17 protein-coding genes are annotated in these 18,054 nt (G+C 70.0%); 7 read left to right on the top strand and 10 right to left on the bottom strand.

Going from position 1 to position 18,054, the window contains the following annotated elements; translation table 11 throughout:
• Positions 1 to 46 precede the first annotated feature (46 nt).
• From OG219_RS46275 to OG219_RS46260, 4 genes are read right to left on the bottom strand one after another with little or no spacing between them, the layout of a single operon-like run.
• Positions 47 to 1,405: a GH1 family beta-glucosidase gene (locus OG219_RS46275; RefSeq protein WP_266837521.1), complete on the bottom strand. Its 1,359-nt coding sequence runs from the start codon at positions 1,403 to 1,405 to the stop codon at positions 47 to 49.
• Positions 1,406 to 1,434: 29 nt separating this feature from the next.
• Positions 1,435 to 2,274 (bottom strand): carbohydrate ABC transporter permease, encoded by an 840-nt coding sequence (locus OG219_RS46270; protein WP_266837990.1) that lies wholly within the window; start codon positions 2,272 to 2,274, stop codon positions 1,435 to 1,437.
• Between the two features lie 25 nt (positions 2,275 to 2,299).
• Positions 2,300 to 3,298, bottom strand: a complete 999-nt coding sequence (locus OG219_RS46265) for a carbohydrate ABC transporter permease (protein WP_266837519.1) — start codon at positions 3,296 to 3,298, stop codon at positions 2,300 to 2,302.
• Between the two features lie 14 nt (positions 3,299 to 3,312).
• Entirely contained in the window at positions 3,313 to 4,629 is a 1,317-nt protein-coding gene (locus OG219_RS46260) for a sugar ABC transporter substrate-binding protein (protein ID WP_266837517.1), read from the bottom strand.
• Positions 4,630 to 4,831: 202 nt separating this feature from the next.
• Between OG219_RS46260 and OG219_RS46255 the strand changes: the two genes are divergently transcribed.
• Together OG219_RS46255 and OG219_RS46250 are read left to right on the top strand one after the other, a co-directional pair.
• A complete protein-coding gene (locus OG219_RS46255) occupies positions 4,832 to 6,139 on the top strand; it encodes an ROK family transcriptional regulator (RefSeq protein ID WP_266837515.1) in 1,308 nt (435 codons plus the stop codon).
• 341 nt (positions 6,140 to 6,480) lie between these two features.
• Complete coding sequence (locus tag OG219_RS46250) at positions 6,481 to 7,314, top strand: alpha/beta fold hydrolase (protein WP_266837513.1); 834 nt, start codon at positions 6,481 to 6,483, stop codon at positions 7,312 to 7,314.
• 12 nt (positions 7,315 to 7,326) lie between these two features.
• Here the strand turns inward: OG219_RS46250 and OG219_RS46245 are convergent, their stop codons facing one another.
• Positions 7,327 to 8,286 carry an SDR family NAD(P)-dependent oxidoreductase gene (locus OG219_RS46245; RefSeq protein ID WP_266837511.1) on the bottom strand — a complete coding sequence of 320 codons (960 nt, stop codon included), beginning with the start codon at positions 8,284 to 8,286 and terminating at the stop codon, positions 7,327 to 7,329.
• Between the two features lie 343 nt (positions 8,287 to 8,629).
• Positions 8,630 to 9,667 carry a PHP domain-containing protein gene (locus OG219_RS46240; RefSeq protein WP_266837509.1) on the bottom strand — a complete coding sequence of 346 codons (1,038 nt, stop codon included), beginning with the start codon at positions 9,665 to 9,667 and terminating at the stop codon, positions 8,630 to 8,632.
• Positions 9,668 to 9,867: 200 nt separating this feature from the next.
• Here OG219_RS46240 and OG219_RS46235 point away from each other — a divergent pair, with 200 nt between their 5' ends.
• The 4 genes from OG219_RS46235 to OG219_RS46220 all read left to right on the top strand — a co-directional run bounded on the left by OG219_RS46235 (position 9,868) and on the right by OG219_RS46220 (position 11,727).
• Positions 9,868 to 10,104, top strand: a complete 237-nt coding sequence (locus OG219_RS46235) for a hypothetical protein (RefSeq protein WP_266837507.1) — start codon at positions 9,868 to 9,870, stop codon at positions 10,102 to 10,104.
• 214 nt (positions 10,105 to 10,318) lie between these two features.
• Positions 10,319 to 10,618, top strand: coding sequence for a hypothetical protein (locus tag OG219_RS46230; protein ID WP_266837505.1), 300 nt, complete (start codon positions 10,319 to 10,321; stop codon positions 10,616 to 10,618).
• 3 nt (positions 10,619 to 10,621) lie between these two features.
• Positions 10,622 to 11,353, top strand: a complete 732-nt coding sequence (locus OG219_RS46225; RefSeq protein ID WP_266837504.1) for a hypothetical protein — start codon at positions 10,622 to 10,624, stop codon at positions 11,351 to 11,353.
• A complete protein-coding gene (locus tag OG219_RS46220) occupies positions 11,350 to 11,727 on the top strand; it encodes a peptidase inhibitor family I36 protein (RefSeq protein ID WP_266837502.1) in 378 nt (125 codons plus the stop codon). The genes OG219_RS46225 and OG219_RS46220 overlap by 4 nt, the downstream gene beginning before the upstream one ends.
• A 74-nt stretch (positions 11,728 to 11,801) precedes the next feature.
• On the opposite strand, the gene OG219_RS46215 is transcribed toward OG219_RS46220, so the two are convergent.
• The 4 genes from OG219_RS46215 to otr(A) all read right to left on the bottom strand — a co-directional run bounded on the left by OG219_RS46215 (position 11,802) and on the right by otr(A) (position 16,779).
• Positions 11,802 to 13,061 carry a family 16 glycosylhydrolase gene (locus OG219_RS46215; protein ID WP_266837500.1) on the bottom strand — a complete coding sequence of 420 codons (1,260 nt, stop codon included), beginning with the start codon at positions 13,059 to 13,061 and terminating at the stop codon, positions 11,802 to 11,804.
• A gap of 139 nt (positions 13,062 to 13,200) precedes the next feature.
• On the bottom strand, positions 13,201 to 13,779 hold the full coding sequence (locus OG219_RS46210) for a VanZ family protein (RefSeq protein ID WP_266837498.1): 579 nt from the start codon (positions 13,777 to 13,779) through the stop codon (positions 13,201 to 13,203).
• A gap of 108 nt (positions 13,780 to 13,887) precedes the next feature.
• The gene (locus OG219_RS46205) at positions 13,888 to 14,538 is read right to left on the bottom strand and encodes a DUF4230 domain-containing protein (protein WP_266837496.1); all 651 of its coding nucleotides are present in this window, start codon (positions 14,536 to 14,538) and stop codon (positions 13,888 to 13,890) included.
• 381 nt (positions 14,539 to 14,919) lie between these two features.
• Entirely contained in the window at positions 14,920 to 16,779 is a 1,860-nt protein-coding gene (gene otr(A) / locus OG219_RS46200; protein WP_266837495.1) for a tetracycline resistance ribosomal protection protein Otr(A), read from the bottom strand.
• A gap of 261 nt (positions 16,780 to 17,040) precedes the next feature.
• Between otr(A) and OG219_RS46195 the strand changes: the two genes are divergently transcribed.
• Positions 17,041 to 17,994: a ribose-phosphate pyrophosphokinase gene (locus OG219_RS46195; RefSeq protein WP_266837493.1), complete on the top strand. Its 954-nt coding sequence runs from the start codon at positions 17,041 to 17,043 to the stop codon at positions 17,992 to 17,994.
• Positions 17,995 to 18,054: the final 60 nt, after the last annotated feature.

Here is an 18,054-nt window from a genome sequence, read left to right as displayed (position 1 = left end):
GCCCACCTGGGACAGGGGGCCCACCGGCAGCCGAACCGGCTGGGAATCAGGCCGCGTTCCGCCGCTTCCTCCCGTGTGCCCGGATGATGTCCGCGTACCGGTGCCCGCTGCCCTTCACCGTGCGCCGCTGCGTCTTGTAGTCCACGTGCACGAGCCCGAAGCGCTTGTCGTAGCCGTACGCCCACTCGAAGTTGTCGAGCAGCGACCACGCGAAGTAGCCGGCGAGCGGAACGCCCTGGCGGGCCGCCGAGGCGCAGGCCGCGAGGTGCTGCTCCAGGTACCCGGTGCGCTCGGGGTCGTCGACGGTCCCGTCGGGACGCACGATGTCGGGATAGGCGGAGCCGTTCTCGGTGACGTAGATCTTGCGCGCGCCGTAGTCGTTCGTCAGGCGGAGCAGCAGGTTCTCGATGCCGGCGGCGTCGACCTCCCAGTCCATGGCGGTGCGCGGTACGCCGAGACGGCGGACCGTGCGGACGCGGGGCGCCTGGCCGGTGGGGTCGTCGGCGACCGTGGACGGGAAGTAGTAGTTGAGGCCCAGCCAGTCGAGGGGCGCCGCGATGGTCTCCAAGTCGCCCGGCTGCTCCGGGAGTTCGACTCCGTAGACCTCCTGCATGTCCGCCGGGAAGCCGCGGCCGTGCACCGGGTCGAGCCACCAGCGGTTGGTGTGGCCGTCGAGCCGCCGCGCCGCCGCCACATCCTCGGGGCGGTCGGTGGCGGCCTCGATGTACGAGAGGTTGTTGACGATGCCGACCTGGGCGCCGGGGACGGCCGCGCGGATCGCCTGGGTGGCGAGGCCGTGGCCGAGGAGGAGGTGGTACGACGTCCGGACAGCGGCCGTGAGGTCCGTCCAGCCCGGGGCCATCAGGCCCTCCAGGTGGCCGATCCAGGCCGAGCACAGCGGCTCGTTGAGCGTGGTCCAGTGCTTGACGCGGTCACCGAGGCGGTCCGCGACGACCGCCGCGTACGACGCGAAGTGGTGGGCCGTGTCGCGGACGGGCCAGCCGCCCCGGTCCTGGAGCACCTGCGGCAGGTCCCAGTGGTAGAGGGTGACGGACGGCGTGATGCCCGCCTCCAGGAGGGCGTCGATCAGCCCGTCGTAGAAGTCGAGACCCTTGGCGTTGACCGGGCCGTCGCCGCCCGGCATCACGCGTGGCCAGGCGATGGACAACCGGTAGGCGTTGGTGCCCAGTTGGCGCATGACCCCGATGTCCTCGCGCCAGCGGTGGTAGTGATCGCAGGCGAGGTCCCCGTCGTCGCCGTTGTCGATCTTGCCGGGGGTGTGCGAGAAGGTGTCCCAGATGGAGGGGGAGCGGCCGTCCTCCGCGACGGCGCCCTCGATCTGGTAGGCCGACGTGGCCGTGCCCCACAGGAAGTCCTCGGGGAGGGCGGCAAGGTCGATGGTCACGGAAGTCCTTTCGGGGGGAGGAGAGTTGGTCACTTGACGGCTCCCGCGGTGAGCCCGGTGACCAGAAAGCGCTGGAGGAGCAGGAAGCCGGCGACAACGGGGACGCTGACGACGAGCGACGCGGCCATGATCTGGTTCCAGTAGACGTTGTAGAGCGTGGAGTAGCCCTGGAGCCCGACGGCGAGTGTGCGGGTCTCCTCGTTGGTCATCACCGACGCGAACAGCACCTCGCCCCAGGCGGTCATGAAGGCGTAGACGGCGACCGCGATGATGCCGGGGATCGCGGCCGGCACGACGACCCGGAACAGCGCGCCGAGCGGCCCGCAGCCGTCCACCAGTGCCGCCTCGTCCAGGTCGCGCGGCACCGAGTCGAAGTACCCGATCAGCATCCAGATCGAGAACGGGAGGGAGAAGGTGAGATACGTCAGGATCAGCCCGCCGCGCGAGCCGAACAGGGCGATGCCGGTGGCGTTGCCGATGTTGACGTAGAGAAGGAACAGCGGCAGCAGGAAGAGGATGCCGGGGAACATCTGGGTGGACAGCACGGTGACCGTGAAGACCCGCTTGCCGCGGAAGTTGTAGCGGCTGACGGCGTATGCCGAGAAGACCGCGATCACCACCGAGCAGGCCGTCGCTGCGCCCGCCACGATCAGCGAGTTCACGAAGTACCTGGCGAGCGGAATCGTCGTCCAGATGTCGATGTACGGGCGGATGGTCAGGCTGCTCGGCACCCACTGGAACTTCGTCTGGACGTCCTGCAGGGGCTTCAGCGAGCTGGAGACCATGACGTAGACGGGCACCAGGACGAAGCCGGTGAGCAGGGTGAGGAAGATCCGCCGGGTCCAGAGGAAGGACCGCGGCTGGGCCATCGGGGAGCGGAGCTTCGTGGAGGTACTAGACATCGGCCGTCTTCCTTCCTCGGGAGGTCAGCAGGAGGTAGACGCCCGTCACGGCGAGCAGGAAGAGCAGGAGCATGACCGACATGGCGGAGCCGTAGCCGAAGTTCCAGTTGACGAACGAGGCCTGGTAGATGTGCACCGAGATGAGGTCCGCGGACGGTGGAGCGGTCTTGCCGAACAGGACGTACGGCGTGTTGAAGTCGTTGAACGTCCACAGGAACAGGACCAGGATCAGTACCTGGTTGACGGGCCGCAGCGAGGGCAGGGTGATGCGGCGGATCTGCTGCCACACACCGGCGCCGTCGAGAGCGGCCGCCTCGTACAGGTCCTTGGGGATGTTCTGCAGGCCCGCCATGACGATGAGGAAGGCGAACGGCCAGCCCTTCCACACGGACACGGTGAGCAGCGCGTAGAAGGCGTTGTCGCCGAGGAGCCAGAAGGACGGCTTGTCGGTGATGCCGAGCTGGTCGTGCAGGACGTGGTTCACCAGGCCGTTGTCGTGCTGGAACATGAACACCCAGGTGATGACGGCCGCGTAGACGGGCAGCGCGTACGGCACCAGGAACAGGGCGCGCAGCAGGCCGCGGCCGCGGAAGGCGTCCTGCATGCAGATCGCGGCCGCCGTGCCGATCAGCCAGCACAGGCCGACCGACAGCAGGGTGAAGCCGACGGTGGCGATGAACGAGTCGAGCAGCGCCTTGCCGACGGGTGCGGCGAAGTCCACCGTCACCTTGTAGTTGTCCAGGCCGGACCAGGGCGCGGTGCCCCAGTCGCGGATGTAGAACTGCGTGAGCTCCTTGAAGCTCATCACGATGCCGATCACCATCGGCACCAGGTGCACAAGGAGTTCGAGAAGCAGGGCGGGCAGAAGCAGCAGGTAGGGCAGTCCGATGCGTTTGATCCGCCCGGGGCGGCGCGGGCCACGCGCCGCACCGGGGGAGTTCTTGCGCACCGTGCGATCGCCGGCCTCTTGGGAGGCGGTCGTGGTGGTCATGTTTGTGCTCGCGCTCACTTCGTCGGCATCTGCGTCTGGGCCTTTTCGAGCTGGGCCTTCACCGACTCCGTGGTCACCGGCTTTCCGGCCGCGGCGTCGGCGAACAGGTTCTTGATCGCCGTACCGACGGCCGTCTCGAACTGGGACTCGTCGGCGACCTGCGGAGCCGCCACGGCGCTCTTGGCGAGCGTGTCCTTCAGCACGGCGGTCGCCGGGGTGTTGAAGGCGGCGTCCGTCTGGGCGGCCTTGACCGGCGGGATGGAGCTGTACGCCGTGTTGAGGATCTTCTGCTCGGCGTCGCTGGTCATGAACTTCACGAACTCGGTCGCGCCGTCAAGGTTGTCGCTGTTCTTGAAGACGGACATGTTGATGCCCATGACCATCGAGTTGACGTTCTCGCCGGCCCCCGGGGTGCCGGACTTCACGGGCACCGGAGCGATCCCGAAGTCGTCCGCGCTCATGCCCTGCGACTCGAGGTTGGCGGACGCGGACTGCCACAGCAGCATCCCCGTCTTGCCCGTGGCGAAGTCGCTCACCGACTGGTTCTGCGCGTACTCGGCGTTGCCCGGCGCGACGATCTTGTCCGTCGCCATCAGGTCGACGAACTGCTTGACCCCCGCGACCGCGCCGTCGTTGGTGAAGTCCGCCTTGCCGTCGGCGGTGAAGAAGTCGCCCCCGTTCTGCTTGGCGAAGACGACGGCGTGGTGGATGTTCTCCGCGGGGTTCGAGCCTTCGAAGGCCGTTCCCCACTTGCCGCCCTTGGAAAGCTTCTTGCCGTCGGCGACGAACTCGTCCCAGGTGGTCGGCGGCTTCGCGATGCCGGCGTCGGCGAACATCTTCTTGTTGTAGTAGAGCGCGTACGACATCGAGTACAGCGGCACCGCGGCCGGGTCCTCGCCCGCCGCGCCGGTGGAGCCGAGCGCCGAGTCGACGAAGCGGTCCTTGCCGCCGATCTTGTCGAAGTTCTTCGCGTCCCAGGGCAGCAGCGCCCCGGTGGCCTGCAGGGAGGCGCTCCAGGTGTTTCCGATGTTCAGGACGTCGGGTCCCTGGCCAGAGGTGGTCGCGGTGAGGATCCGGTTGAGCAGATCCGACCAGGGCACGACCTCCAGTTCCACCTTGATGCCGGTGGACTTCTCGAACTTGTCGAGTTCGGGCTGGAGGACCTTCTTGTCGATCTCGACGCTGGCGCCCTGGTTGGAGGCCCAGTAGGTGAGGGTCTTGGGCGAGTCGTTGGATCCGCCGTCCGTCGACGAGCCGCCACCACAGGCGGTCACGGCGGTCAGCATGGAGACAGTGACCGCACCGGCGGCCGCGGCTCGGATTCTGCGCATGGCTCAGGCGTCCCTTTCCGAAGGAGAGTCATGACGGCGTCCGCGGCATGTACAGGCACCCCGCGTACGTCCCTTGCGAGTGTTCACTTCTCGAACGCCCCTCACGACTTAATTTAGGATGTGAGTTAAGACTCGGAAGAAAGTCGCGTCAAGGGATCGCACAGCTGTATCTTTCAAGTCGGGCGAACCGGAGGGGAGCCACATGACGGGGCGGAACGGGCGGACAGTCCGTGACCTGCGGCGGGGCAATCGAACCGCCGTACTGCAACGGTTGTATTTCGACGGGCCGATGAGCCGCTACGAACTGGGTCCGGCCACCGGGCTGAGTTCCGGTTCCATCAGCAATGTGGTCGCGGAACTGGTCGCCGACGGGCTGGTCGAGGAGGCCGGCAGCGTCGACTCCGACGGCGGCCGCCCGCGCACCCTGCTGCGCGTCGCGCCCGCCAGCGGCCACATGATCGGCGTGGACGTCGGTGAGACCCGCGTGCGCGTCGAGCTCTTCGACCTCACACTCACCGAACTCGCCCGCACCGAACGCCCGTTGGAGCAGCAGGGCTACGACGTCGAGGTCATCGTCGGCCACATCCGCGACGGCATCGCCGAGGTCCTGGCGGAGACGGACATCACCCCGGAACAGCTCCTCGGCGTCGGCATCGGCGTCCCCGGCATAGTGGCCCGTACCCCGGGGCTCGGCGCGGTGGTGCACGGCCAGACGATCGGCTGGGACGCCGTCCCGCTCGAATCCCTGCTCCGCCAGACCTGCGAACTTCCCGACACCGTCCCGTTCTTCGCCGACAACGGTGCCCGCACCCTCGGCCAGGCCGAGATGTGGTTCGGCGCCGGACGCGGCGCCCGCAACGCGGTCGTGGTCCTCTTCGGCTCGGGCGTCGGCGCGTGCCTCGTCACGGAGGACGTGGAGTACGGCCGTGCCGTCGAATGGGGGCATCTGACCGTACGGGTCAGGGGACGTCGCTGCCGTTGCGGCGCCCTCGGCTGCCTGGAGGCCTACGCGGGAGCGGAGGCGCTCCTGGAACGCTGGCGCGAGGAGGGCGGACGCCCGCCCGAGGGCGTCGACGAGGAGACGGCGCTGACCGCGATGCTCGCGGCCGCCTACCCGCCCGAGGACGCCCAGGGTGCCGGGCACACCGAGCCCGACGCCGTGGCGCTCGCCGTCCTTGAGGAGACCGCCGAGTACCTGGGCGCCGGCCTGTCCGACCTGATCAACCTCTTCCAGCCCGAGCGCATTCTCATCGGCGGCTGGGCGGGCCTCCAGCTCGGCTCCCGCTTCCTGCCCGCCGTACGCCGGCACGCGACCGCGTACGCCCTGCGCTACCCGGCCGAGCGCGTCTCCATCGACCTGGGCAAGCTGGGCCCGGACGCGGTCACCGTCGGTGCCGCGATCCTGCCCCTCGCCGACTTCTTCGCGCGAGGCGGCCGACGGGCCGAACCGGTCGGCGAGGGCCCTTCTCCGGCCTGGCGCACGGCACTGGAGGACCGGGCACCGCACTGATCCTCGGCGGACAGTTTCGCCACACACCGCCGAGGTACTCGCGCCGGGCCGGAAACGGCCCGGCCGGTGGGTGCGGGCCGTGTCGGCAACGGCCCGGCGAGGGCGAGCCCGCCACGGACGAGGCGGGCACGGACGAGGCGGGCACGGGCATAAAGGGCGCCCCGCGCTCGGACACCGTCCACCCCGAGGATCCCGAGCCCGGTGAGTCCTCGGGCCGACCTCGACGGGGAGCTCCCACGGGCGGGATGACCCGTGAGGTAATCGACCCGGCCGCGAGCTCCCGGAACCATGAAGGGCGTACCCGCTCGACTCGCCCGTCACCGGATCCCGGGAGGTTTCCCATGCCGTACTTCGAGAGCCCCGTCGATGGCGCCCGGCTGCACTTCGTCGACTACGGTCCGGCCGGGGGACCGGTGGTCGTGTTCGTCAACAGCTCGTACTTCGGCACGGAGATGTGGGAGTACCAGATGCTGCCGCTCGCCGAGGCGGGGTACCGGTGCGTAGGGCTCGACCGGCGGGGGCACGGGCGGTCCGACGACGTCTGGAGCGGCTTCGGCCTCGACAGCCTGGCCGACGATCTCGACGGGCTCCTCCGGCACCTCGACCTCCGCGATGTGACGCTGGTCGGGCATTCGCTGGGCACCGCCGAAGTCGTACGCTGCCTGATCCGGCACGGCGTCGAGCGGGTGTCCGGGGTGGCGCTGGTCGCCGGCATGGTGCCGGGGATCGTCCGGTCGGCGGACCACCCGGGCGGCGTCGACCCGGACCTCATCAGCGCGGGCAACGAGACCTTCCGGCGCGACCGTGCCGCCTTCTTCGCGGACGGCGCCCGCGCCTTCTTCGCCCTCGGCCTCCCCGTCAACGAACTCTCCGCCGCGTACGTGCGGTCGATGGTCGACCGCTGCCTCGGAGCGACCGCGCGCGCCTGCGCGGCCCTGGGCGACCTGGTGGCCACTCTGGACGTGGCCTCCGAACTGCCCAAGCTCGAACTGCCCGTCCTCCTCGTGCACGGCACGCACGACACCTCGGCGCCCCTGGAGGCGACCGGCCGCCGGGCGGCGGAGCTGCTGCCCGACAGCACGCTCAAGGTCTACGAGAACGCGGGCCACGGCCTGTTCGCCACGCACGCCGGGCAACTGACCGCGGACCTGCGCGAGTTCATGGCCCGCACCTGACGCCGTACGGCATCAGGCGAACGCGTTCACCCCGGTCAGCTCCGCCGACAGCTCCCACAGCCGTGCGGCCTGCTCGGGGTCGATCGCGTAGGCCTGTACGCCGGTCCGCTCGCCGTCCGCCGGAGCGGGCTCGGCGATGTCGCAGTCCTCGCAGTACACCCCGCCCATACCGGCCAGTTGAGACGAGGTCGCGGCCCACACCTGGGTGGCCGCGCCCTGCTCCGGCGTCTTGAACGCGTCGGGGTTCACCAGCTTGCCGTCCTCGTCGATCCAGCCGCGCTCCACCATCTCCTCCTTGGCGAGGTGACGCTGGAGCGGCGTGAGGATGCCGCCGGGATGCAGGGAGAAGGCCCGTACGCCGGACTCCTGGCCGAGGCGGTCGAGCTGCACGGCGAACAGCACGTTCGCCGTCTTCGCCTGCCCGTACGCCTGCCACTTGTCGTAGCCGGTCCTCCAGTGCGGGTCGTCCCAGCGCATCGCCGAGTTGTGGTGGCCGCCCGAGGACACGGAGACGACGCGCGCCCCGCCGGGTGCGATCGCCGGCCAGAGCCGGTTGACGAGTGCGTAGTGGCCGAGGTGGTTGGTGGCGAACTGGGCTTCCCAGCCGGGTCCGACGCGGGTCTCGGGGCAGGCCATGATCCCGGCGTTGTTGATGACGATGTCGACGGTGCGGCCCGAGGCGAGGAACCGCTCGGCGAAGGCGCGGACGCTGTCGAGGTCGCCGAGGTCGAGCTCGTCCACCTCGACACCCTCGATGCCGTCCACCGCCGTAGCGGCGGCGGCCGGGCGCCGCGCGGGAACGACGACACGGGCCCCCGCCTTGGTGAGCGCGCGCGTCGTCTCCAGGCCGAGGCCCGAGTACCCGCCCGTGACGAGCGCGAGCTTTCCGGAGAGGTCGATGCCCTGAAGGACGTCGTCGGCGGTGCTCCGGGCACCGAAACCGGAACCGATCTTGTGCTGTGCAGTGGTCATGTCCGGAACGCTACGAATTGGAGAGCACTCGAAGTCAAGCGGACGCCCGCATCGGGGCGGGAACATGGGAAAGACCCCGACCGGACGGGGGAATCGCGGTCGGGGTCGTCTGTGGTGGGCACGGACGGCGGTCGCCTCTCGGCGGGGGCTCCACAGGGCTTCAGCCGAACGATCTTCCCTGTGGGCGAAGGGTTAGGCCCGGGGACACTGTTCCATCCGCACCCACAGTTTGTTCAACGGGGAACTACCGGCAGGTGTTCCCCGGGACGGGGGCGGGCCCGGTGACGTGTGTCACGAGGCGTACACAGTGGTCATGCGGGGAGGGGGTGTGCGGTGGCGGACGTCAGGCACCGCTCACGCGGGCAGGCGTCGTCCGGTCCCCGGTCCAGGACAGCAGCTCGTCCGCCGTCCACGTGGTGATCACTCGCTCCGCCGGCACCCCGCACTCCTCGGCCCGTGCGCAGCCGTGGATCTGCCAGTCGAGCTGGCCGGGAGCGTGCGCGTCGGTGTCCACGGAGAACAGCACGCCCGCGTCGACCGCCCGGCGCAGCAGCCGGCGCGGTGGGTCGAGCCGTTCGGGGCGGCTGTTGATCTCCACGGCGGTGCCGGACTCCGCGCAGGCCGCGAACACCGCGTCCGCGTCGAAATCCGACTCGGGCCGGCCGCGCCCGGTGAGCAGCCGGCCCGTGCAGTGCCCGAGCACGTCCGCCAGCGGATTGCGTACGGCGGCGACCATCCGGCGGGTCATCGGCCTCGCGTCCATGCGCAGCTTGGAGTGCACGGACACCACCACGACATCGAGCCGCTCCAGCAACTCCGGCTCCTGATCGAGCGACCCGTCGTCGAGGATGTCGCACTCGATGCCGGTGAGCAGCCGGAACGGCGCCCACCGCTCATTGAGTTCCGCGACCACCGCCAGCTGCTGGCGCAGGCGCTCCGGCGACAGCCCGCGCGCCACGGTCAGCCGCGGCGAGTGGTCCGTGAGGACCGCCCAGTCGTGCCCGAGCCGCGCCGCTGTCCGGCCCATCTCCTCGATCGGGCTGCCGCCGTCCGACCAGTCGGAGTGCAGATGGCAGTCGCCGCGCAGCAGCGCCCGCAGCCGCTCACCCCCCTGGGCGAGCGGCGCCCCGGCCGTCTGCTCCAGCTTCTCCAGATAGCCGGGCACCTGACCGGCCAGGGCCTCCCGCACGACCTGCGCCGTCTTGGGTCCGACACCCTTGAGCGACTCCAGCGACCCGGCGGCCGCCCGCTCCGCCACTTCGCCCTCGGGCAGCGCGGCCAGCACGGCCTCAGCGGTACGGAAGGCACGTACGCGATAGGTGGGGGCCTGGTCCCGCTCCAGCAGGAACGCGATCCGGTCCAGCGCCTCGACGGGATCCATGGGCACCTCCCTCCCCCAAGCCTTGCCCAGCCGCCGCCGCCCCGCACGGCGGATGGGCGACGCCGTGCGGGAAGCGGGAACGCTCACCCGGCTGGTCGAACCGCCGGCTCCCCGCCGTCCCGCCGGGCCAGGGGCCACCGGGACGACGCTGCACCGCGCGCGCAGCCGCTGACCGGGGGGAACCGTTCTACGCTCGACTCATGACCGAAATCGCGAGCCCACACCTGTCCAACCCGCGGATCATGGTGCTCGGGGTACAGCCGGGAACGCCGCCGTTCCGGATCATGGAGATCGACGGCGAAGTGGTCGGCCAGGCGAAGGCGCTCACCGACGTACTGACAACGGCCGCGGCCTACGGCATCACGGTCCACGATCTCGACGACCCGGACGTGGTGCGCTGGGTGGGCGGCGACAAGCTGACCTGGCTGCCGCACTAGCACCGGCCGGGGCGGCTGGGGCAGGCGTCCGGGGAGCGCGCGGACCTGCGGGTTTCGCGCCGGTGTGAGCTGCGAGTGGGGCGAATGACCCCGCACTCCACCAAAGATCATCATTCGGTGGGAACCGCGCATGGGCCCGTTCTCGCGAGGGCACGTTGATCTTGCCGGTGACCAGGACCCGTCCCGGCGTCGCTCCCTCCCACCAGGAGTCTTCATGTTCCGTGGCTTCGCCATGCCCGCGGCCGCCGCCCTCGCCACCACCGCTCTGCAGGGCGTCGCCGCCCCCGCGACAGCCGCCGGTGCCGTCGCCGCGCCAGCACTCGGCGCTCCGCAGGCCGAAGGCAAGGCAGCCTCCTTCCGCTCCAACGCCGATACCGCCGTGTACGCCATCGACTGGGGCCGCGGCACCTGTTACCACCGGCTGATCCGCGCCCACGACCTGGCCGACAGCTGGCCCTGGGGCACCCGGCTCGACGGCGTCGCCGACACCACCATGAACTGCGAGGTCGGCTGACCCGTGCGACCGCATCGCGCGCTGCGCGCCACCGCACTCGCGGTGGCCGCGACACTGGCGCTCGCCGGGTGCGCCACACCGGCCGCCGAGCGAGGCACGCCAGCGCTGCCCACGACCGAACGCGCCCAGGACGACCTCATCGACACGGCCCAACAGGTGCTCGTGGACGAGTGTCTGGCCCGCCAAGGGCTGTCCGTACGGCACGCCTCGGCCCACGAGCGCCCCTCCGACGAGGAGGACCGCCGACTCCAGGGCGCCCTCTTCGGCCGCGGCCGCCCCGAACTCTCCGTCACCCTCGCCACCGGCTACACCGTCACCGCCCACACCGACGGCTGCCTCGCCACCGCGCAACGCGAGCTGTACGGCGACCAGCGCCGCTGGTTCCGCACCAGGGTCGTCGTGAACAACCTGCGCGCCGAGGCCCAGCAGCGTATGCAACGCGACCCCGACTACGGTGCCGCGTCGGCCCGTTGGACCCGCTGCGTCACCCCGGCGAACGGGCCCCGGCCCGAACGCCCCGACCCCGCCGTCTCCGCGCGCTGCGCCCGCCAGAGCGGCCTCGCCCGGCTCCGCGCCCGCCTGGAACCGGCCCTTCTCGCCCAGGTGCGCGCCGAACGGCGCGAGCAGTTGACCACCTACACGCAGTTGCGCACCCGCGCTCTGCACCGCGCGGCGGCCCTGTACGCCGAGCGGACCGTCCGGGAAACCGAAAAGAAAGGCAGCACCTCTTCATGATCGCCAAGCGCCTCGCCACCGCAGCAGCAGCCGCCCTCCTCGCCCTCGGGGGCGGACTGGCCCTCGCCACCCCCTCCGGCGCGGCGGAATGTCCCAGCGGCAACTTCTGCGCCTGGGAGAACGCCAACTTCGACGGTCAGCGAGCCAACTGGTCCGGGGACGACGGCTGGTGGGAGAGCTGGATCGCCGACACCGACTCCTCGTGGGCCAACCACGGCGTCTCGGGACCGGGCGTCAAGGACCACGTCAAGGTCTACGAAGACGCCTATCAGGGCGGTGCCATGACCATCTGCCTCACCCCGGGTGAGGAGGTCGGCTACAACGGCGTCGCCAACGACCGCGGCGACTCGCACACATGGGCCATGAGCTGCTGAGCGAGGGATGAACACGGAAGGTCCGGCAGGGACAACCCTGCCGGACCCTCCGCCTGCCCGCCCGGGGCGGTCTGTCAGCCAACCGTCCACTTCTGGTTGGCTGCGCCGGTGCACGTCCAGATCTGCAGACGTGTGGCGTTGGCCGAGTTGTTGCCCGTGACATCCAGGCACTTGTTGGCCTGTGGGTTCACGATGTCGTTGGCCGCACTGCGAGCCCACTGCTGGGCGGCGCTCCCGTTGCAGTCGTAGAGCTGGACGGTCGTGCCGTCCGCCGTGCCGCCACCCGTGACATCGAGGCACTTGCCCAGCGCGCGGATCGTGCCGTCCGAGCCGACCGTCCACTGCTGGGCGGCGCTCGCGTTGCAGTCGTAGAGCTGTACGGCGGCGCCGTTGGCCGAGCTCGCCCCGGCCACGTCCACGCACTTGCCCGCGAGGCCCCTGATCGGGACCCCGGTGCCCGAGCTGTCGCTCGTCGTCACCTTCACCTCGTCAACGACGAGGTACTGCGGGAAGACCGTGGAGCTGTTCGGGTCGCCGGGCCAGTAGCCGCCGACCGCGAGGTTGAGGATCAGGAAGAACGGCTTGTTGAACACCCACGCGTTGCCGCCGACATCGGCGGGCGTGCGCGTCTGGTAGACGACGCCGTCCACCGACCACTTGATCGAGTTGGGCGCCCAGTCGACCGCGAAGGTGTGGAAACCGTCCGCGAACTGCTGCCCGTTCGGCAGGGTGTAACCGGCGCCGATGCCGGTCGCGCCGGAGTAACCCGGTCCGTGGATCGTGCCGTGGATGGTCGACGGCTCGTAGCCGACGTTCTCCATGACGTCGATCTCACCCGAGGCGGGCCAGCCGACCGAACCGATGTCGTTGCCGAGCATCCAGAACGCGGGCCACATGCCCTGCCCGCGCGGAACCTTCAGCGTGGCCTCCACGCGGCCGTACTGGGAGGTGAACTTGCCGGAGGTGTTCAGCCGGGCCGAGGTGTACTGGCATGTTCCGTACCAGCACTGGTAGTTGGCCGGATTCTCCTTGCGAGCGGTGATCACCAGGTGGCCCTGGCCGTCCAGCGCGGCGTTCTGGGCGCCGGACGTGTACATCTGCCGCTCGTGGTTGTTGACGTTGTCGCCGGTCTCGATCTGCCACTTGTTGGGATCCACGGCCCATCCGGCGGAGCCGTCGAACGTGTCCTGGAAGGTCACGGCCGCGGCGGACACGTCGTCGGCCGCGGCAGCCGTTTCGGGACCCGCCTGGGCCGGCGCGATGGCGGCGGACGCGACGAGTAAGGAGGACAGAGCGGCGAAGAGACATCTTCGGAGCAGGCGTGGGGAGGCCACGACTCTCCCTTCCGTATTGCGACCCGGGGAGAGGGGCGGGCCGACTGAGGTGGGGGGTACATGCTTTGCCTCTTGATTTAAGAAGTGAGGTAAGGGGGTGTCAAGGTTCTGGTCCGGACCAATTATTCACAGTGTCGCGTCAGTCGCTCGTGGAAGTGTTTCGCTTGCGCCGACCGCCGTGCACGGCCCTGCCGAGCCGGCGCCCGAGGAGCAGGTAACCCAGCAGCGCCCCGCTCGTGTTGAGGATGACGTCGTCGACGTCGAAGGCTCGCCCGGTGATGACCGCTCCCTGGATCAGCTCGACCAGCAGCATGACCACCGCGGTCAGCAGGAGGACCCGCAGAACTCCCCGTGCCCTCGGCCACAGCACGGGGAGCAGCACGCCGAACGGAACCCCGAGCAGGATGTTTCCGCCGATCTGCCTGAAGGCGTCGCGCATTTCCGGCTGGTTGAGGTACGCCTTCAGGGAACGGCCGGGGTGAAGATTGGTGTGGATCAGCGCCTCGGAGGCCGGGGACGGTTCCAGCGTCAGCCGGGCCAGTACGACTGCGAAGGCCACCATGCCCCCGAGGGCCAGCAGCATGAAGAACAGCCGCACGGGAAGGGGGAGCGACCTCCGTTCCCGCCCGGGCTTCCGCCCCTTCTCCGGTGCCTGTGCCGGAGCCGACGGCTTGCGACCCGACTTCGCGGTACGAGCGCGCAACGCCGTACGGAGCATGCGGTCCTCCAATTTTCAACTTCCCGATGGATAAGGGTGACTACCCGTGTTGGGGGAATCGATGTGGAACGGCACGGCGGCCGGGTGAGCTTTGCGCCAGGGCGCGGCTCACGTGCCGTACGTGACGTTCACCTCCTTGAAGCCGAGCGAGTTCAGCAGGCCTTCGAGCATGCCGGTGGTGTTCTCCTCGGCGCGTGCGGTGAGGCGGCTGTCCTTCGCGGCGTCGCTGATGTGCTTGACCGCGAGCTTCTGCACGGCCTGCTCGCCGTTCGGGTTGTCCGAGAAGATGTCGCCGATCCGGTCGAGCAGACCACGTTGCTTGGAGACGGCGTACGAACGGTCGGGATCGAGCGCGGGCTTGCCGAGCGCCGCGTGCGGCAGCCGGAGTGTGGCCGTTGTGCGGTCCTCGTTGACCGTCACGTCCTTGTCGGCGAGCTTGCCGAGGTCGACATACGCGTCGACGGTGCCCGCCCCCACGTACAGCGTGCGGGTGCCGCGGAGCGCGTCGGGCAGGTATTTGGCGTCCTTCTCCAGGTCCACCACCACCTGGAAGTTGCCTGACGCGGCGTCGTAGCGGCTCATGTCCTGGATCGATTTGAGGAGCGCGGGGCCCGTCCGGTCGTTGGTCTCGGTGCCGAACACATCGCGCAGCCCCGGCAGTACGGCGAGCCGCAGGCCGGCGAGCAGCACCACGAGCACCAGCACGAAGGCGCTGAGCACTTTCGCCCACCCGGGCAAGCGCTTGATGGACGTCGTCATGTCGACGGTCCTCCCTTCCCTGGTAACCGAATGCCCCTCAAATCCCTTGGTAGGCCGACCTGTTGACGGACCGATGGTGGCGAGGGGGGTGCGCGGCCCGTCCGGCGCGGGGTGTCCGCTCCGGCGCGTCAGGAACCGGATGGTCAGGGGCGGCACGTACCGGCCCCTTTGCCCTGTGCCAGGTGACTATTCCCGGGCAGGCCGCACCCCGGCGCGCCCCTGGAGCACGGCATCACGGTCCGGCTCGTCGGGCCGGTACGACCAGGTGCCCCGGTACGGGACATCCCCGCCAGTCCCGCGGTTCGCCGTAGACCGAGGACGCAACGCGTCTACTCACGTACCGGATCACCTGGACGCCCTCACGCGCCACCGGCCCTCGACTCAGCGCGCCACCCGGTCCCCCGAAGCACGCGACCACCACACGCCCTCGCCCCGCGTCAGCCCCGGCAGCCGCAGCTCCATGTCCCGCACATGCCGGGCCGGCAGCTCACCGGTGACCAGCCAGGCGGCACGCCCGCCGGTGGTCTCCTTGAACTCCGCTCCGTGTGCGGCCAGTCGAGCTGTCACCGGGGCCAGCGCGTCCAGCGGGAGTTCCACCTCGAAGGAGTGGTAGGGCTCGTACACCCGGGTCCCCGCCCGCTCCAGAGCACGGCGCAGTACGAGGGGGGTCAGTCCGCGGAAGTCGGCGGCCGTGCTGATGGGCGCGGCGAATCCCGAACGGACCAGCGTGACCCGGTAGTCCGTCACCGGCCGGCCCCGCGGACCGGTGAGCAGGGTCGCGTGGACCGTGTCCTCGATCGCCTGATGGAAGGCCCGGGGGAGGGCGCCGAGTTCGGTCTCGTACGTGAAGACGCCGCCGGAGCCGTGCGGTCCCGGCTCGACGCGCAGCCCGACCGTCGCCCAGAACCGGTTGTCGCCGTGCCGCTGGATCTCCTCGTACGCCTCGCCGGTGCCTGCCGGCCGTTCCAGGAACCGCACCCGGCTCGGCTCGAACTCGGCCTCGATGCCGAAGTCCTGGGCGAGCGTGGCCGAAAGCACCTCCTTCTGCACCTCGCCGTAGAGCAGCAGCGCGGTACTGCCGGACTCGGCAGGCCTCGCGTGCGTCAGCGGGTCCTGATCGGCTAGGGCGAGGAGGGCGGAACGCAACGCGGCCGCCTGTTCGGGGTGTCTCGCCCGCACCGTCGTCTCCAGCGTCGGGGCCGCGAACTGCGGGGCACGATCGGTGACTTCGCCGAGCCGGTCGCCGACGCGGATGCCTCCGACGCCCCGGATCGCGGCGATGTTGCCCGGTGTGAGCGGCACCGCGCCGGGCCGACCGACCACCTCCAGGCCCAGCGCCCGTCCGGACACCTGGGCGGTCCGCCCATCGGCCTCACGGCGCAGAAACGTCAGCCGCTGACGACGCGTCACCTCGCCTTCGTACAACCGGAGATACGCCGTGCGCTCGCCGCCGGGTCCGGGCCGTACGGCGAAGACCGTGCCGCGCGGTTCACCGGCGCCGGGATACACCGGTCGCGGAATCAGCCGGACAAGACCCTCGACCAGTTCGGCGACTCCCTGCCCGCCCATCGCGGAGCCGAAGAAGACGGGGTGCAGGGAGCCGTCGGCGGTCCGGTCGGTGAGTGCGGCGCGCAGTTCGTCCTCGGTCGGCGCGGGCCCGTCCACGACCGCGGCGAGCACGCCCGTGTCGACCTCGGCGAGCGTGCCGGACGCAGTGTCGTCCAGCGGGCGCGGCACTACCCGGGCGCGGGCGGTGCCGATGTCCCGCACGCCGGTGAGGGGCACGACGTACGGTGTGAGGCGGCGCCGGATGTCGGCGAGCAGCTCCTCCTCGCGCGCCCCCGACCGGTCGATCTTGTTGACGAAGACGAGCGTGGGCAGCCGCAGCCGTCGCAGGGTCCTCATCAGGACCCGGGTCTGCGCCTGGACCCCCTCGACGGCCGAGAGCAGCAGCACGGCGCCGTCCAGGACCTCCAGGGCGCGCTCGACCTCGGCGATGAAGTCGGAGTGCCCGGGGGTGTCGATCAGATTGACCTGTACGTCCCCGACGGTGAACGCGGCGACGGCCGAGCGGATGGTGATCCCGCGCTGCCGCTCGATCTCCCCGTCGTCCGTCCGGGTGTCACCGGCGTCCACACTGCCGAGCCGGTCGATCGCGCCGCCGTCGAAGAGCAGCCGCTCGGTGAGGCTGGTCTTACCCGCGTCGACGTGGGCCAGAATTCCGATGTTCAGGGTGTGCATGCGTGGTCGATTCCTCGAGAACAGTCGTCCGGTAGGGGCGCTGAGAAGTTCCGAGGAATCGGCGCATTCCGTCTCTCCTGTGTTCGAGGGGACTCGCAGAGCTGTTGGTGCCGCCGCCATCATGGTGCGTCCCCGGTGACCCTCCGCAACCGGTTTTCCACCGGTGGGGACATGCGGCGCGGGCCAGTAGCATGAGGCACGCATCCCGGATCGATCATGCCGACCGGCGGCGCATCCTGTTCGATCATGCGAGGAGCGTCCGTGCGTGACATCGCCGTGTTCAGCGGTAGTGCCCATCCCGAACTGGCCGCCGAGGTCTGTGCGCATCTCGGTGTGCCCCTCAGCCCGAGCCGGACCAGCCGGTTCGCGAACGACTGTCTGGAAGTGCAGCTCCAGTCCAACTGCCGCGAGCGCGACGTCTTCCTGGTGCAGCCGCTGGTCAAGCCGGTGCAGGAGCATCTCGTCGAGCTGCTGATGATGTGCGACGCGGCGCGCGGGGCGTCCGCAGGGCGGATCACCGTGGTCATGCCGCACTACTCGTACGCCCGCTCGGACAAGAAGGACATGCCGCGGATCTCACTCGGTGGCCGGCTGGTCGCCGATCTGCTGGTGGCCGCAGGGGCGAGCCGGGTCCTGGCCATGACGCTGCACTCCCCGCAGGTGCACGGGTTCTTCTCGGTGCCGGTCGACCATCTGCACGCGCTGCGGGAACTGGCCGCGCACTTCCGCGACTACGACCTGTCACGTACGACGGTCGTCTCGCCGGACCTGGGCAACGCCAAGGAGGCCGCCCACTTCGCGCGGCTGATCGGTGCCCAGGTGGCCGCCGGTGCCAAGCAGCGGTTCGCCGACGACCGGGTCAGCATCAGCTCCGTCATCGGTGAGGTCAGCGGCCGGGACGTCATCGTGCTGGACGACGAGATCGCCAAAGGCAGCACCGTCCTCGAACTCCTGGACCGGCTGCGGGAGTTGGGTCCGCGCTCCATCCGGGTCGCCTGCACCCACGGTCTGTTCGCGGCGGGCGCGCTCAAGCGGCTCAGCGACCAGAGCGACGTACTGGAGATCGTCTGCACGAACACCGTGCCGATCCCGGCGGAGGAGCACACCGAGAAGCTGCGGATCCTGTCCATCGCTCCGGCGCTCGCCGAGGCCGTGCGGCGCATTCACAACGGTGAGTCCGTCAGCGCCCTGTTCGACACGCCCGAGAACGAATAGACAGGAGTAGGAGCGAGACTTCCCGCCGTCGCTCGGTCGGGAAGCAGCGCGCAGCAACGC

This window comes from Streptomyces sp. NBC_00038 (assembly GCF_026343635.1).
In the GTDB taxonomy this organism is placed as follows: domain Bacteria; phylum Actinomycetota; class Actinomycetes; order Streptomycetales; family Streptomycetaceae; genus Streptomyces.
Note: the sequence above shows the minus strand (reverse complement) of the source record. Positions and strands in the feature narration are given on the sequence as shown.

Coding starts and splice junctions, on each gene's coding strand:
- OG219_RS46270 (WP_266837990.1), bottom strand. CDS start 2,274: ATGGCCCAGCCGCGGTCCTTCCTCTGGACCCGGCGGATCTTCCTCACC.
- OG219_RS46265 (WP_266837519.1), bottom strand. CDS start 3,298: ATGACCACCACGACCGCCTCCCAAGAGGCCGGCGATCGCACGGTGCGC.
- OG219_RS46260 (WP_266837517.1), bottom strand. CDS start 4,629: ATGCGCAGAATCCGAGCCGCGGCCGCCGGTGCGGTCACTGTCTCCATG.
- OG219_RS46255 (WP_266837515.1), top strand. CDS start 4,832: ATGACGGGGCGGAACGGGCGGACAGTCCGTGACCTGCGGCGGGGCAAT.
- OG219_RS46250 (WP_266837513.1), top strand. CDS start 6,481: ATGCCGTACTTCGAGAGCCCCGTCGATGGCGCCCGGCTGCACTTCGTC.
- OG219_RS46245 (WP_266837511.1), bottom strand. CDS start 8,286: ATGACCACTGCACAGCACAAGATCGGTTCCGGTTTCGGTGCCCGGAGC.
- OG219_RS46240 (WP_266837509.1), bottom strand. CDS start 9,667: ATGGATCCCGTCGAGGCGCTGGACCGGATCGCGTTCCTGCTGGAGCGG.
- OG219_RS46235 (WP_266837507.1), top strand. CDS start 9,868: ATGACCGAAATCGCGAGCCCACACCTGTCCAACCCGCGGATCATGGTG.
- OG219_RS46230 (WP_266837505.1), top strand. CDS start 10,319: ATGTTCCGTGGCTTCGCCATGCCCGCGGCCGCCGCCCTCGCCACCACC.
- OG219_RS46220 (WP_266837502.1), top strand. CDS start 11,350: ATGATCGCCAAGCGCCTCGCCACCGCAGCAGCAGCCGCCCTCCTCGCC.
- OG219_RS46210 (WP_266837498.1), bottom strand. CDS start 13,779: ATGCTCCGTACGGCGTTGCGCGCTCGTACCGCGAAGTCGGGTCGCAAG.
- OG219_RS46205 (WP_266837496.1), bottom strand. CDS start 14,538: ATGACGACGTCCATCAAGCGCTTGCCCGGGTGGGCGAAAGTGCTCAGC.